This window comes from Tateyamaria sp. Alg231-49 (genome assembly GCF_900143535.1).
Lineage (GTDB): Bacteria > Pseudomonadota > Alphaproteobacteria > Rhodobacterales > Rhodobacteraceae > Tateyamaria.
In genome coordinates, this window is the sequence record NZ_FRFA01000025.1 from 11,887 (window position 1) to 26,045 (window position 14,159).

At 57.4% G+C, this 14,159-nt stretch carries 18 protein-coding genes; 10 read left to right on the forward strand and 8 right to left on the reverse strand.

Going from position 1 to position 14,159, the window contains the following annotated elements; genetic code table 11:
• The first annotated feature begins 102 nt into the window (after positions 1 to 102).
• Positions 103 to 492, forward strand: coding sequence for a hypothetical protein (locus tag DHN60_RS20785; RefSeq protein WP_108839227.1), 390 nt, complete (start codon positions 103 to 105; stop codon positions 490 to 492).
• A gap of 87 nt (positions 493 to 579) precedes the next feature.
• Here DHN60_RS20785 and DHN60_RS20790 read toward each other — a convergent pair whose 3' ends face one another.
• The 5 genes from DHN60_RS20790 to DHN60_RS20815 all read right to left on the reverse strand — a co-directional run bounded on the left by DHN60_RS20790 (position 580) and on the right by DHN60_RS20815 (position 4,787).
• Positions 580 to 1,257, reverse strand: a complete 678-nt coding sequence (locus DHN60_RS20790) for a VPLPA-CTERM sorting domain-containing protein (RefSeq protein WP_108839228.1) — start codon at positions 1,255 to 1,257, stop codon at positions 580 to 582.
• Positions 1,258 to 1,962: 705 nt separating this feature from the next.
• A complete protein-coding gene (rpiB, locus tag DHN60_RS20800) occupies positions 1,963 to 2,403 on the reverse strand; it encodes a ribose 5-phosphate isomerase B (RefSeq protein WP_108839230.1) in 441 nt (146 codons plus the stop codon).
• 383 nt (positions 2,404 to 2,786) lie between these two features.
• Positions 2,787 to 3,575, reverse strand: coding sequence for a metal ABC transporter permease (locus tag DHN60_RS20805; protein ID WP_108839260.1), 789 nt, complete (start codon positions 3,573 to 3,575; stop codon positions 2,787 to 2,789).
• Positions 3,568 to 4,311 carry a metal ABC transporter ATP-binding protein gene (locus DHN60_RS20810; RefSeq protein WP_108839231.1) on the reverse strand — a complete coding sequence of 248 codons (744 nt, stop codon included), beginning with the start codon at positions 4,309 to 4,311 and terminating at the stop codon, positions 3,568 to 3,570. The genes DHN60_RS20805 and DHN60_RS20810 overlap by 8 nt, the downstream gene beginning before the upstream one ends.
• Positions 4,302 to 4,787, reverse strand: coding sequence for a transcriptional repressor (locus DHN60_RS20815; protein WP_108839232.1), 486 nt, complete (start codon positions 4,785 to 4,787; stop codon positions 4,302 to 4,304). Before DHN60_RS20815 ends, DHN60_RS20810 begins: the two co-directional genes overlap by 10 nt.
• Before the next feature lie 92 nt (positions 4,788 to 4,879).
• Between DHN60_RS20815 and DHN60_RS20820 the strand changes: the two genes are divergently transcribed.
• Entirely contained in the window at positions 4,880 to 6,028 is a 1,149-nt protein-coding gene (locus DHN60_RS20820; RefSeq protein ID WP_108839233.1) for a zinc ABC transporter substrate-binding protein, read from the forward strand.
• Here the strand turns inward: DHN60_RS20820 and DHN60_RS20825 are convergent.
• Positions 6,025 to 7,251 carry an FAD-binding domain-containing protein gene (locus DHN60_RS20825; RefSeq protein ID WP_108839234.1) on the reverse strand — a complete coding sequence of 409 codons (1,227 nt, stop codon included), beginning with the start codon at positions 7,249 to 7,251 and terminating at the stop codon, positions 6,025 to 6,027. The two genes, DHN60_RS20820 and DHN60_RS20825, sit on opposite strands and share 4 nt — an antisense overlap.
• A 132-nt stretch (positions 7,252 to 7,383) precedes the next feature.
• Here DHN60_RS20825 and DHN60_RS20830 point away from each other — a divergent pair, with 132 nt between their 5' ends.
• The 8 genes from DHN60_RS20830 to DHN60_RS20865 all read left to right on the forward strand — a co-directional run bounded on the left by DHN60_RS20830 (position 7,384) and on the right by DHN60_RS20865 (position 12,107).
• Positions 7,384 to 8,022 (forward strand): ATP-dependent Clp protease proteolytic subunit, encoded by a 639-nt coding sequence (locus tag DHN60_RS20830; protein WP_108839261.1) that lies wholly within the window; start codon positions 7,384 to 7,386, stop codon positions 8,020 to 8,022.
• A gap of 185 nt (positions 8,023 to 8,207) precedes the next feature.
• On the forward strand, positions 8,208 to 9,473 hold the full coding sequence (gene clpX / locus DHN60_RS20835) for an ATP-dependent Clp protease ATP-binding subunit ClpX (RefSeq protein WP_108839262.1): 1,266 nt from the start codon (positions 8,208 to 8,210) through the stop codon (positions 9,471 to 9,473).
• Between the two features lie 126 nt (positions 9,474 to 9,599).
• Positions 9,600 to 9,944, forward strand: a complete 345-nt coding sequence (locus DHN60_RS20840) for a helix-turn-helix transcriptional regulator (RefSeq protein WP_108839235.1) — start codon at positions 9,600 to 9,602, stop codon at positions 9,942 to 9,944.
• Positions 9,941 to 10,387 (forward strand): SRPBCC domain-containing protein, encoded by a 447-nt coding sequence (locus tag DHN60_RS20845; RefSeq protein ID WP_108839236.1) that lies wholly within the window; start codon positions 9,941 to 9,943, stop codon positions 10,385 to 10,387. The genes DHN60_RS20840 and DHN60_RS20845 overlap by 4 nt, the downstream gene beginning before the upstream one ends.
• Before the next feature lie 83 nt (positions 10,388 to 10,470).
• Entirely contained in the window at positions 10,471 to 10,833 is a 363-nt protein-coding gene (locus DHN60_RS20850) for a RidA family protein (RefSeq protein ID WP_108839237.1), read from the forward strand.
• A gap of 68 nt (positions 10,834 to 10,901) precedes the next feature.
• On the forward strand, positions 10,902 to 11,285 hold the full coding sequence (locus tag DHN60_RS20855) for an NADH:ubiquinone oxidoreductase subunit NDUFA12 (RefSeq protein ID WP_108839238.1): 384 nt from the start codon (positions 10,902 to 10,904) through the stop codon (positions 11,283 to 11,285).
• A 13-nt stretch (positions 11,286 to 11,298) separates the two neighbouring features.
• Positions 11,299 to 11,751, forward strand: coding sequence for an outer membrane lipid asymmetry maintenance protein MlaD (mlaD, locus tag DHN60_RS20860; RefSeq protein ID WP_108839239.1), 453 nt, complete (start codon positions 11,299 to 11,301; stop codon positions 11,749 to 11,751).
• Positions 11,748 to 12,107, forward strand: coding sequence for a DUF2155 domain-containing protein (locus DHN60_RS20865; protein WP_108839240.1), 360 nt, complete (start codon positions 11,748 to 11,750; stop codon positions 12,105 to 12,107). Before mlaD ends, DHN60_RS20865 begins: the two co-directional genes overlap by 4 nt.
• On the opposite strand, the gene aat is transcribed toward DHN60_RS20865, so the two are convergent.
• Positions 12,071 to 12,712 carry a leucyl/phenylalanyl-tRNA--protein transferase gene (gene aat / locus DHN60_RS20870; protein WP_108839241.1) on the reverse strand — a complete coding sequence of 214 codons (642 nt, stop codon included), beginning with the start codon at positions 12,710 to 12,712 and terminating at the stop codon, positions 12,071 to 12,073. The genes DHN60_RS20865 and aat overlap by 37 nt on opposite strands.
• A gap of 94 nt (positions 12,713 to 12,806) precedes the next feature.
• Positions 12,807 to 14,153 carry an acetyl-CoA carboxylase biotin carboxylase subunit gene (gene accC / locus DHN60_RS20875; RefSeq protein ID WP_108839242.1) on the reverse strand — a complete coding sequence of 449 codons (1,347 nt, stop codon included), beginning with the start codon at positions 14,151 to 14,153 and terminating at the stop codon, positions 12,807 to 12,809.
• Positions 14,154 to 14,159 lie beyond the last annotated feature (6 nt).

A 14,159-nucleotide genomic window follows, 5' to 3' on the forward strand; every position in this document is an offset into this window, starting at 1 on the left:
CAGCACCGGCAAACGATACAGCCCGCTACCGAACTGCTCCATGCACAAGTGGTCAGACGCCAAGACCCGCGACTCCGCCACGCAACCTCGGAGACAGAACTGATGACCGATCTCACCTATGAGGACTTCCTGAACCTGTCCGAGATGGTAACGCAGCATAACCATGCACACCGCTTTGGCGACGAGACATATGCGACCCGCAGATTGATTGAGATCGATGCGATCACCGACGGATATCAGTGCCCCATTGCGCGCCAAGCGGAGCGCATATTGTCCACTGAAATCCGTGGCGTTCAGGTTGTCATTGCGGGCCATCGTGTGGCCGTCTCAGCACCGCATCGGGGCATGATTGCCACGTTCGAAGTGGCGACGACCGGGCACGATCAGGTGCGCAGCATCCTTCTTGCGTTGGCATTCGGACGCCACGACGGCACGGGTCTGACCGGTTACGAGCGTTCGCGGCTGATGCGGCGCGTGTCGGCTGTGCTTTGATCTAGGCTCAGGACCCATTAATCAACACCACCGCCAAAAGCAAAACGCCCCGCAGATGCAGGGCGCTTAGTGAACTTTCGGGGTATGTCAGCTATTGCGGCGACGGGCCACTAGGCCAAATCCGCCAAGTGCTGCCAGCAGCATTGGCAGGGCGGCGGGCAGCGGAATAGGTGTTGTTGTTTCCAACCGAAAGTTTGGACCAACCCAGCCATCGGGGTAGGTTGTGTCTACGGTTGTCGGCTTTGACAATGCCGCACCTGCACTATCGAACACCGAATTCCCGTACACTACGCCGGAAGCCATCGAAAAAGTATTGTTGTAAAATGTTCCGGGCGCGCTTCCGCCATCATATCGCGCCGCTATGGTGTATTCCTGCCCCGGCCCGACCGAAACACCAGTTCCCAAAACCGAATAGAAGAACCCGCGATCAGCGACAATTGCTTCAAACTCAGCGCCGGACGCGCCTGCCGGGATGGTCACCGACGTAAGCAAGTTGCCAGCTTCATCCCACAGACCTATCTCCCGGTCGAGGTCAAAGTTATTAGACCCATCTGACAATTGGGAGCCGTAGATACCAAAATGACTGATTGTACGAGTTTCCGTAAGGTTGAAAGTCCAGCCTACCGTGAACCCGGAATTTCCAAGCGGGTCGCCAAAACCTGTCACCGCCATCCCAGCCTCAGTATCCGTCAGCGTTGACGCGGAAACATTCGTGGCGAACAACACTGTTAGTGCAGAGAGCGCACTCAAAAGTAGTTTTTTCATGGACTTTCCTAATGGTTAAGGTTCGACCATCGGTGAAACACCTGAATTAAGCAAATAGGAACTCGGCTCCCCTTACGTCAACTTGCGCGGACCTGCGACTGCTTGCCGACCAGTTTTATGGGTCCTGACCCTAGCGACCTGAAAACAAAGGCTTAATCGGGTTTGGCGGTTTGCGAAAAACCGCCGGAGTTTTCTTCAGTGTCTTGGGTGTCCTGTCCAGATTCGTCAACATTGACGAATTTGGACACAGTTGGTTTGCATCGCCGCGCACCGGGCTTTACCTGCCCAAGTTGGGCAGGTAGATTTTTGACCGCATTGTAAGACCGATTCGGAGACAGACCCGTCTTACAGCCGCTTAAACATAGCAATTTCAATAGGGTAGGGCGTTTATATGGCGGACTGAGCCTCCGCCACCACTACATGGATGGCAAAATCAAGCGCGTGCTTTGAATTTAGGCGCTGATTGCGGGCCCTGCTGTCTTTCCAACTTCGAAAGCTATTGGTGCAGGCAAAACCAACGGTTCACCTGCGGCTTTTCGCAGCAAAACATGCTCGCTTTGCAAAATTGCGAGGATGCAAGGTTTGGCAAACCAAAATTCGCTTCGCCATTCCAGCGCCCTTTTCAGGATGCGTGCGCGACGAAAGTTATCAGAGCGCCAGTGTTCGCCCTGACTCGACAAATCGCCACAATGGCGCCTGTCTGACCTAAGGTTCGATCATGTCGATACGCGTGCCGTGACGTCCACCTTCAAACTCGGCATTCAAAAAAGCATCAACGATATCGATTGCGAGGGCGTCGCCGACAACCCGGGCCCCAATCGATAGCATATTGGCGTTGTTGTGCGCGCGGATCATGCGGGCAGAGAAGGCGTCGGCGCACACGCCGCAGCGGATGCCTGCAACTTTATTGGCGGCCATCATGATCCCCTGACCCGTGCCGCACAGGATGATCCCAAACCGACAATCCCCGGATGCAACTTGCAAAGCAGCCGCTCGGCCATGCTTGGGGTAGTGCGTGCTCTCGGTCGTGTTCGGACCGATATCGACGGCCTCCCAGCCGAGGTCCGTGATATGTTTGGCGATCGCCTGTCGCAGGTCGATGGCGGCGTGATCGCTTGACAGAACAATACGTTTGTTTGTGCTCATGGCGGTGCGTCCCGGTCAGGATATTTCTGGTGTTTTTGGCAGGTAGCAGGGGCTGTCCCAAGAAGCCAGCCGTATCGCCCACGTCGTTTGGAAACTGCGATGAAGGCTATGGAGAGGTCTTTGGCGGCGCACGTCTTTTCAGGTCGAGCGGTATCACGGTGCATCCGCCTTGCGCGGCATTTGGGTTTATCGACAAATGGGAAGAGATGTGGAGGGGTGGCGCGCTGTGGATAACTTTTTAACTTAATAATAACAAGAAATTGTGGCGCATAGATCATCTAGAGATTTAAGAAGCATCACCCGCGCGAGTTTTGAATCTGAAAGTCAAAAAAACGGTTGAAAGAACTGGTTTGGGGCCAACGCTCACGGCATCTTTTACACGCTCAAGCGCGCAGGCGTGCAACCAGTGCTGATGCGCAAAAGAAAGCGGCAGCCACGCAGACGATTGTGGGCCCCGTGGGCGTATCGAACTGGAACGACGCACCAAGGCCCGCGATGGCCGCTCCGGATCCGATGGCCGCAGTGATCAGGGCCATTGCTTCGGGTGTGCGCGCCAAGGGACGCGCGGCAGCAGGCGGGATGATCAAAAGCGCACCAATCAGCAGTGCCCCAACGGCTTTGATTGCCACGGCCACCGTCAATGCCAGCGCGACGGTCAGAACCATTTGTTCTGTGCGAAAGGAGATACCGCTGGCCTGAGCCAGATCTGGGTTGAGCGTCGCCGTCAGTAAACGCTGCCAACGCCATGCAAGCAGGGCGATCACCACTGCCGCACCTCCCCAGATCAGGGCCAGATCAAACACATTGACCGCAAGGATGTCCCCGAAAAGGTACCCCATCAGATCAAGCCGCGCCCCTGACAGGAACGATACCGCGACCAAACCGATAGCAAGTGCGGAGTGGGCCAACACGCCCAGCAGCGTGTCCTCGGCCAGTCCGCGACCAGAGAGTGTTTGTACGAGGATGGCCATTGCGAGTGCTGCGGCCAACACGCCAAGCATGATAGGCCCTTGAAATGCCAAAGACATCGCAACGCCGAGCAAGGCCGCATGCGCCGTGGCGTCTCCGAAATAGGCCATCCGTCGCCAAACCACGAAACAGCCCAAAGGTGCCGCCGCCAAGGCGGTGCCGATACCTGCGAGGCCCGCTCGCACCAAAAAATCGTCAAGCATGGTCATGTTCTTCGTGGTCATGGTCGTGATGATGGTGGTGATCGTGCTGGTGCCGGTAGATGGCGAACGCGCCGCTGTCTCCGGTACCAAACAGCGCTTGGTATTCGGGCGCGCCTTGCACCACTTCAGGCGTGCCTTCGCAACATACATGCCCGTTCAGGCACAGAACCCGGTCCGACGCGGCCATGACCACGTGCAAATCGTGGCTCACCATCAGAACGGCACAGTTGAGGTGGCTGCGCACATGCTCGATTTTGCGGTAAAAGTCCGCGGCCCCGGGCTGATCGAGCCCTTGGGTCGCCTCATCAAGGATCAGCAGGTCGGGCGACATCAACAAGGCGCGCGCCAGCAAGACCCGCTGGAATTGCCCACCAGACAGCGTCCGCATCTGCGCCTTCGCCAGGTCTGGCACGCCTGCCTCGGTCAAAGCGCGCGCCATCGCATCTTTGCTATGACGGTTGGGCAGGCACAAAAAGCGACTGACGGTCAGGGGCAAAAGCCCGTCCATGTGCAGGCTTTGCGGGACATATCCGATGCGGATGCCGCGCATTGTTTCAACATTGCCGCTGAGTGGTTTGATTGCGCCGATCAAACCTTTGACTAGAGTGGATTTTCCGGAGCCGTTGGGCCCTACGAGGGTGACGATCTCGCCTTGATCGATGTGCATATCCACATCGCGCATAACCGTTTTTCCGGCTTGTTGCAGGGTCAGCCCTGTGGCGGTGATCAGGCGCATGGGGCCTCTGGCTGGCAGTTGGGGCAAAGGCCAAGGGCCTCGATCACTGTGCGCCGGATCGTGAAGCCTGTGGCGCGCGCCACTTCTCCAAGCTGGCCCTCGGTCGCGTCTGCTTCTGCTTCGGCCACCGACTTGCAGCTGGTGCAAATCAGAAAGGCAGGCGCGTGGTCAGCGCCCAGATGCGCACAGGCGATGTAGGCATTCAGCCCTTCGATCTTGTGCGCGAATCCGGCTGATGTCAGAAAATCGAGCGCACGATAGGCGACGGGCGGGGCCGTGCCCAATCCTTCTTCACCCAGAACAGCAAGCAAATCATAAGCCCCTAGCGCGCGATGTTCAGCCAGTAGAATTTCAAGAGACCGGCGACGAATTGCCGTGAATTTCAGCTTTTTTTCAACACAATAGCGCTCTGCACGCGCCAGCGTGGTGCTGACGCATTGGGCGTGGTCGTGACTGCGAAAGCCGATGGCCGTCATGAGTGTTGTGTCCAATCTGGAATTCGTGGGTTGATATGTTATACCATAACACTTAGCAAGTCTGTGAATCAGAACAATAGCAGGGATTAATCATGAAGTATTTGGGTTTCGTTGTGGGATGCGCAGCGACCGGTGTCGCTGCGGAAGTACCGAATGTGGCGGTTGATATTGCCCCCGTTCATTCAATTGTTTCCGCTGTAATGGGGGATCTTGGAACGCCCGATCTGGTTATTCCCGCCGGGGCTTCACCTCATGAGTATTCTTTGCGCCCATCCGAGGCGCGTGCGTTGGACCAAGCTGATGTTGTCGTATGGATGGGCCATTCCCTTACCCCTTGGCTTGAGAGCCCGGTCGAAACCCTTGCGGGCGACGCAGCTGTGGTCGAACTGCTGGATCATCCACAGACACTCCTGCTGGATGTGCGAAAGGGGGCCACGTTCGGCGCGCACGATCATGGGCATGACGACCACGACGATCATGACGACGAAGAGCATGCTGATGATCATGACGACCACGACGAAGAGCATGAACACGAAGACCATGACGACCATGGCGATGAAGAGCACGCCGACGCCGATGATCATGACGGTCACGGAGACGAAGAGCATGCGGACGCCCATGATCATGATGACCACGACGAACACGGCGAAGAAAAACATGCCGATGCTCATGATGATGCGCATGATGACGAAGAACACGCAGACGCGCACGATCACGACGCAAATGAAGGCGCAGACCCGCACGCTTGGTTGGATCCGAACAATGCGATCATCTGGGCTGGTGCAATTGCTCAACTGCTGGCTGAGCAGGACCCCGAAAACACTGAAACTTATACTGCAAATGCGCAGGCGTTTCAGGCTGATATAGAAGCATTAAAAGGTGAAGTCGCAGCAACGCTCGACCCCATCAAGGGCCGTTCCTTTGTCGTCTTCCACGATGCTTATCACTATTTCGAAGACCGATTTGGCATTGAAGCGGCCGGAGCCGTGTCTGCCAGCGATGCCGTGTCACCAAGTGCAGGGCGGGTTGCTGAGTTGCGCGAAACTATTGCTGAACTCGAGGCTGTCTGCGCATTGACAGAACCCCAGTACAACCCCGGCATCGTTGATGCGATTGGGACCACGGAACTGGGTGAGATTGACCCGCTGGGCGTCGGTCTGGATCTTGGTGCGGGCCTTTATCGCGACTTGCTGAGCAATATGGCGTCGTCTTTGTATGACTGCCTGGCGCCCCCAGCCTAAGCGATCGACATGCCGCGCATTTGCCCTAGCAGCCCTGGTATCTTTTCCTTGAAACGGAAAAAGCCGTGGGTTGCGTTGGGCCATGCGCGGTCATCAAAGCTCCGACGGATCATGCGCATCGGTGGCATGCCCGGCGTTCGGGCCAAAGCACCTAACACATCGGCCACCGGGCCGACGGGCGCATATGGTGTCACGATCTGATCCAGTTCTGCATCTTGGGCCCATGAAGCCAGCTCCGTAACCGTGCTTTCAGGCCACGTCACGTTCCCCAATCGCGCTCCAAATCGAGACTCTGTGTCCTGTAAGGCGCGCAAGGCAAAGTCGCTGACATGTGGCGCCAGTGAAAGCGGGGAAAGACCACCGCGCCCCACGATGCAGGCCGTCGCCACCGGTGAAATCCCCACGTCCAAGACAAAGCCGGGGCTCATGTCTTCGTCGTGTAGGATCAAGCCGGTACGCGCAGACGAAATCGGAAGATCTGCTGCGGGCAGGGGGCTAAGCGGTGGGTTTTGTGGACCACTGAGGGCGGTGGCCTCGCCTGCGAGTTGCCATTTAGGTGCAAATCGCCCTTCAGTATATTTTGAGATGTTTGAGGTGCGGGCCAGATAGGTTTTGCCCGGCGTCTGAATGCCCGCAACCCAGCGCCAGCCTAACGTGTTGCTTGCCGGATCACCGTCAAGCAGATGGCGCAGGAAGAAATCCGCGCCCAATTCCCACGGCAAACGGAGGGTGAAAACCCAGATCGACGCGAACCACATCCGGGCATGGTTGTGCAAATACCCCGTTTCGACCAACTCCTTTGCCCAGGCGTTGAAACAGTCGATGTCGGTTTCGCCCAGACAGGCGGCTTCCCACCGATCCCGCAGGCCCGATTGCGTTTGCACCTCATCAAGGCACCGTTTCACAGCACCCTGATACTGCGTCCAGACAGAGGGACGCATCTCCAGCCAGCCCTTCCAATAGGTGCGCCAGAACACCTCTTGCACGAATTTTTCTGCTGCGGACGCGCTGTGACGGGACAATGTGGCGGCCAATACCTCTTCTTCGGGTATCAGACGTGCCCGAATATAAGGCGAAAGTGTTGACACGCCGTCATGACCATCACGCCCCAAGTCGTAATTTCGCCGTGCGGCATAATCGCGCCCTGCCTTGGGAACAAAGGCCTGCAATCGTTCAAGTGCTGCGGTGCGGGAGGGTGGAAAACGGGTCAAGGAGTCACTCATTGGGGGCCAGTTAGCAGGGACGAAACGCACTTCAAGGCACGGGGTGCCCTTGCAGCCCCTGAGTGGCGATACTAAGACTCAGGTAAGATGTTGGCGGGTATGGTCTCGCAACACTTTGACGAGGCAGAATGCATGCGCGATCCCATCGACCAATACGCTCATATCCAGAACAATCTTGTGCCCATGGTTGTCGAACAGACCAGCCGGGGCGAGCGGGCTTATGATATCTTTTCCCGCCTGCTGAAAGAGCGGATCATTTTTATCAACGGCCCGATTCATTCGGGGATGAGCCACCTCGTGGTGGCCCAGTTGCTGCACCTTGAGGCCGAAAACCCGTCCAAGGAAATCAGCATGTATGTCAATTCCCCCGGGGGCGAGGTGACGGCCGGCTTTTCGATCTATGACACGATGCAATACATCAAACCCAAAGTGTCCACGCTGATCTGCGGCATGGCCGCGTCTATGGGATCCGTGATTGCCATTGGGGGCGAAAAGGGTATGCGTTTTGCCTTGCCCAATTCCGAAGTCATGGTGCACCAGCCCTCAGGTGGCTCGCAAGGTATGGCCAGCGACATCCTGATCTCTGCCCGTCACATCGAGCGCACGCGCGAGCGGTTTTATCAGCTTTACGTTGACCACACTGGCCAAGATTATGAGACGGTACAGAAGGCGCTGGATCGCGACACCTGGATGACACCGGAAGAGGCCAAAGAGTGGGGCCATCTGGACGAAATCGTCGAAAACCGCAGCAAAGACGACGACGAAAGTTAACAGCTGCGCCTGACCATAGATCGCGCCTCGGGCAGGCGCGACACTTTGGGGCTACACAGGTGCGGCATCGCCGAAAAAGGCGATTGTGGACCTCGCTGGGCTGGCCTAAGCTGTCTCCCGCGGGGCACGATCCGGATGGCAAGTCCGGTGACAAAGACGACGGTATTTGCCGGGAAGGACGCGACATGGCCACGAATTCAAGCGGCGACAGCAAAAACACGCTTTATTGCAGCTTTTGCGGCAAGAGCCAGCATGAGGTGCGCAAGCTGATTGCGGGCCCCACAGTGTTCATATGCGACGAGTGCGTCGAACTGTGCATGGACATCATTCGCGAAGAAACAAAGGCGTCCGGCCTCAAGTCGACAGACGGCGTGCCCACCCCGCGCGACATTTGCGGTGTGCTGGATGATTATGTGATCGGTCAGGCAACCGCCAAGCGCGTTTTGTCCGTCGCTGTGCACAACCACTACAAACGCCTCAACCACGCCCAAAAGGGTGGGGACATCGAACTGGCGAAATCCAACATTCTGCTGATCGGCCCAACGGGCTGCGGTAAGACCCTGCTGGCGCAGACGCTGGCCCGTATTTTGGACGTGCCGTTCACTATGGCGGATGCAACCACGCTGACCGAGGCGGGATATGTCGGGGAAGATGTCGAGAACATCATCCTCAAGTTGCTCCAATCATCCGAATACAACGTCGAGCGCGCCCAACGCGGCATCGTCTATATCGACGAAGTCGACAAGATCACCCGCAAGTCCGAAAACCCATCCATCACCCGCGATGTGTCGGGCGAGGGTGTGCAGCAAGCGTTGCTAAAGCTGATGGAAGGCACCGTTGCTTCGGTCCCACCTCAGGGTGGGCGCAAACATCCACAGCAGGAATTCCTGCAAGTGGACACGACCAACATCCTGTTTATCTGCGGCGGTGCGTTTGCCGGTCTCGACAAGATTATTGCGCAGCGCGGTAAAGGCTCGGCGATGGGCTTTGGCGCGGACGTACGCGACAACGATGCACGCGGTGTCGGTGAAATCTTTACTGAGCTTGAACCCGAAGATCTGCTGAAGTTTGGTTTGATCCCAGAATTTGTGGGCCGCTTGCCGGTTCTGGCTACTCTCGAGGATCTGGACGAGGACGCTTTGGTCACAATCCTGACCGAACCCAAGAATGCGTTGGTCAAACAGTACCAACGCCTGTTTGAGCTTGAGGACACGCAACTGACATTCACAGAGGACGCTCTGTCTGCCATCGCCAAACGCGCCATCGAGCGTAAGACTGGCGCGCGCGGACTGCGCTCTATCCTCGAGGACATCCTGCTGGATACAATGTTCGACCTTCCGGGGATGGATTCGGTGTCAGAAGTGGTCGTGAACGAAGAGGCTGTGACCTCGGATGCGGCCCCTTTGATGATCCACGGCGACGCAGAGAAGGAGCCTGCGACAGCAGGCTGAGCTTAATTCATTGAATTGATGGGGAAACGCAGGCTTCGGCCTGCTTTTCTTTTGCCAAGTGAAAAAACTTAGCCTTATGGGTAAGTTTGTGGTTGCCCGAGCGGTGCTTGTGCATTACTTAGCCATATGGCTAATCAAATCCCAGATGACTTGTCCCCCTTGTTTGCCGCTCTTGCAGACCCAACGCGGCGCGCCGTGATCAAGGCACTCAGCGCCGGACCGCGTCCGGTATCGCATCTGGCCGAAGCCCATGACATGGCGCTGCCAAGTTTTCTCAAGCACATCGACAAACTGGAACGGGCAGGGGTCATTGCGACGCAAAAAACGGGCCGGGTGCGGACCTGCTATTTGCACGCCGACGCCCTCGCACCTGCACAAGACTGGCTCGCCCAAGAGGCGAAACAGTGGGGCGATGCGCTGGATCGGCTTTCGGCGCACTTGGACGCCGTGGAACAGGAGAAAAAGATATGACAACACAGCTTGGTACCCTCGAATTCACCCGAATCCTCGGCGCTGATCCCGTACGGGTGTTTGCAGCGCTGACCAATCAAGCAGACCGGATGGCATGGGGCCCGCCGGATGTCGACAGCGTTGTTCTGATCGAGGATCAGCCCGAGGCCGCACCGGGCGTGCGCGAAACGTCGCGTGTCGGTCCGCGCGACAACCCTTATGTCGATGTCGCCACAGACTGGATCGTCATGGAAGCGCCGACGCGCCTGATCTATGCAGAAACGCTGTCAGCAGAGGGCGAAACACTGGGCTGCAGCCTTGCGACGTTTGAGTTGTCGCCTGAAGGCGCCGGGACTGCCATGCAAGCGAGCATCCAAATCATCGGCTTTGTCGGAGAGGAGATGATGGGCGAATTTGAGGGCGGCTGGTCACATGTGTTGGACAACCTGTCAAAGCACTTTTGACGGTCATTGCCAGGGGGCATTGACCTTTACCATGCACTTGTGCCCGATGCGCGCATGATCCTGTGCAGCAAGGAAACGCACCCATGTCCATCAAACGCATACACTCCGGCGGGGAATTCGAACCCAAGATCGGCTATTGCCGTGCGGTCGTTGCAAACGGCTGGGTCCATGTGGCCGGTACAGTTGGACAGGGGACGACCGTACTCGAACAATGCGCCTCTGCGCTCGAAATCATCGGCAAAGCACTAAACGAGGCAGGCACTGATTTTGCACATGTCGTCCGTGTTACTTACATGCTGCCGGATCGCAGTGAGTTCCCACCTTGCTGGCCCATGCTGCGTGACGCCTTTGGCGACAACCCGCCTGCGACCACGATGATAGAATGTGGGCTGATAACGCCTGAAGACCGGATCGAGATCGAAGTGACTGCGGTTCTGCCTACCTGAGGCCGCGTGTCCTCTGGACGCCAGCGCGGCAATGCGGCATAGACGATGGCAAGCATTGGAGGCAGACAATGGGCATTCTGAACACATTATTGCGGGCGGTGACATGGTGGGACGGCCAGACGCTGAACACGCAGTTGTTCACGTGGCGCAAGGGCATCAAGGTTGGCGACGACGCGCAAGGCAACATCTTTTACAAGAACGCGGATGACAGCAAGCGTTGGGTGATCTTCAACGGTGAGGCCGAGGCAAGCCGTGTGGATCCTGAATGGCACGGATGGCTGCACCGGACATGGGACGAGCCGCCCACAGACAAGCCGCTGAAACGCAAGGATTGGGAAAAACCACATCAGCCCAACCTGACCGGCACGGCAATGGCCTATGCGCCCGCTGGATCCATCCGGCGCGCTCAACCAGCAGACCGGGCCGACTACGAAGCCTGGTCGCCCGAATAAGTCAGGCCAAGCAATGGCAGAAAACACCACCGAAGTTCTGGTTGGCGGCGCTGTTCTTGCGGCGGCCATTGCGTTTGCAGTGTATGGCGCGCAAGTGGCAGGCCTTGGCAACACAGGCAGTGAAACATACCCTCTGACCGCCAGTTTTCGCAGCCTTGAGGGCGTGAATGTGGGCACCGATGTGCGCCTTGCTGGGGTCAAGATCGGCACTGTCACGGATGTTGACCTGAACCCTGACACCTATCGCGCCGACACTGTCGTGACCCTGCGCAGTGCAACGCAAGTGCCTGATGACAGCGCCATTGTCATCAGTTCCGAGGGTTTGCTGGGCGGCAACTTCGTTGAGATCGTACCCGGTGGCTCTCCGTTCTACTTCGCGCCCGGCGACGAGATAACGGACACCCAAGGTGCGGTCAGTCTGATTTCGCTGCTGCTCAAGTTCGTATCAGGCGGGGACAGCCCATGATCAGGGCTGCGTTGGCAGTCACTATGTTGCTTGCCAGTCCGCTCGCTGCGCAGGAACAGACGCAAATTGCATCCGGAGCCATTTTGCGCGGTCTGGACAAGTTGAATGGCAAAGTTGTCGACATCGAACTGCCAGCCGGACGAAGCGTTCAGTTTGATCGCCTGACAATCACACTCACCGAGTGCCGATACCCTGCTGGCAACCCTGCAGGCAATGCCTATGCGGGTCTGCAAATCACCGAAACGGGGCGCGAGGGCGTTGTCTTTTCCGGTTGGATGGTCGCATCGGCCCCCGCCCTCAGTGCGATGGAACACGCACGCTACGACGTCTGGGTCCTGCGCTGCACGACCTCCTGAAGAGAGGCGGGCGGCACCGTTCCAAATGTCCCTTCCAAGTCCAAAGCTTCGGCAAGTCGTGCCCGATATTGCGCGCGGGTGATCTCGACAGCGCCCAGACTGGACAGGTGGGGGGTCAAAAACTGCGTGTCAAATAGGGTGAAACCGGTCTGGGTCAGATGATCAACTGTTGCCGCCAGTGCCATTTTTGAAGCGTTCGTGGCCCGCGAGAACATGCTTTCCCCAAAAAACGCGGCACCCAATGTGACCCCATAAACGCCGCCAACCAAATGCGTACCGTCCCAGATTTCGACGGAATGCGCATAATTGCTACGGTGCAAGTCACTGTAAAGGTTATATATTTCAGAGTTGATCCATGTGTCCGCCCGGTCTGCGCACCCATCTACAACACCGGTGAAATCGGTGTTCAGGCGGACTGTCCAGTCACTACGTCGCATCGCCCGGGCCAAGGATCGTGAGATGTGCAGACCGTCCAGCGGCAACACCCCCCGCAGGCGTGGGTCGACCCAGAAAATGTCCGGATCATCGCGCGACTCGGCCATCGGAAAGATGCCGGATGCATAGCCATGCAACAACAGTTCAGGCGTCAACGCGCTGTCTGCCATAGAACCTCATATCCACTTGGGGTGCGCCAATGGCCACGATGATAGGGGGCAAAAGCTTTAGAACCAACCCTGCCAAAAGCGCGCGAATGCCGCCTTAGGCCATGTGACTTTCAAGCCAGTGTTCTAGCCAGTGGATGTTGTAATTGCCGGTGTGAATGTCTTGTTCTGCCAGCAACTCGTTGAACAGGGGCACGGTGGTGTCCACACCATCGATAATCAGCTCACCCAAGGCGCGGTGCAACCGGGCCAATGCCTCGGGTCTGTCGCGTCCGTGCACAATCAGTTTGCCGATCAGACTGTCGTAATAGGGCGGTATGGAATAGCCGTCATAGAGGGCCGAATCCATGCGCACGCCAAGGCCGCCGGGCGCGTGATACTGCGTGATCCGACCCGGTGAGGGTGAGAAATTCGGCAGCTTTTCTGCATTCAAGCGGACTTCGATAGAGTGACCGTTGATCTCAAGGTCTTCTTGCTGGAACGTCATTTCCATGCCGGAGGCCACGCGGATCTGTTCGCGCACCAGATCGACACCGAAAATGGCCTCTGTGACCGGGTGTTCCACCTGCAAGCGCGTGTTCATCTCGATGAAAAAGAACTCACCCTTTTCGTAGAGAAACTCGATTGTGCCAGCGCCTATGTAGTTGATCTTGGCGACAGCATCCGCACAGACTTTGCCGATTTTGGCGCGTTCTTCGGCGGAAATCGCAGGGCCGGGGGCCTCTTCGAATACTTTTTGGTGGCGGCGCTGCAGCGAACAGTCCCGCTCGCCCAGATGCACAGCGCGCCCCTTACCATCCCCAAAGACTTGAATTTCGATGTGGCGTGGAGTGGTGAGATACTTTTCGATGTAGACTTCGTCATTGCCAAAGGCAGCCTTGCCTTCGGCCCGTGCGGTCATGAACGCGCTTTCCATGTCGGCCGCTGTCTGAGCGACTTTCATGCCGCGACCGCCACCGCCTGCTGTGGCCTTGATGATGACGGGGTACCCCATCTCTTCACCAAGTTTTTTGGCATCTTCCAATGTGTCCACGCCGCCGTCGGATCCGGGCACACAAGGAACGCCAAGGGCCTTCATCGTATCCTTGGCCGTGATCTTGTCACCCATGACGCGGATATGTTCCGCTGTGGGGCCAATAAAGGTCAGGTCGTGATCTTCGACGATCTGAACAAACTGGGCGTTTTCAGACAGGAAACCATAGCCGGGATGGATTGCCTCGGCGCCGGTGATTTCGCAGGCAGAGATGATCGCTGGAAAAGACAGGTAGGATTGCGTCGAAGATGGCGGGCCGATGCAAACGGATTCGTCGGCCATACGGACATGCATGGCATCCGCGTCTGCGGTGGAGTGCACGGCAACGCTTGCAATGCCCATTTCACGTGCGGCCCGGATAACGCGCAGCGCGATTTCGCCGCGGTTGGCAATCAGGATTTTGTTGAACATGCGCGC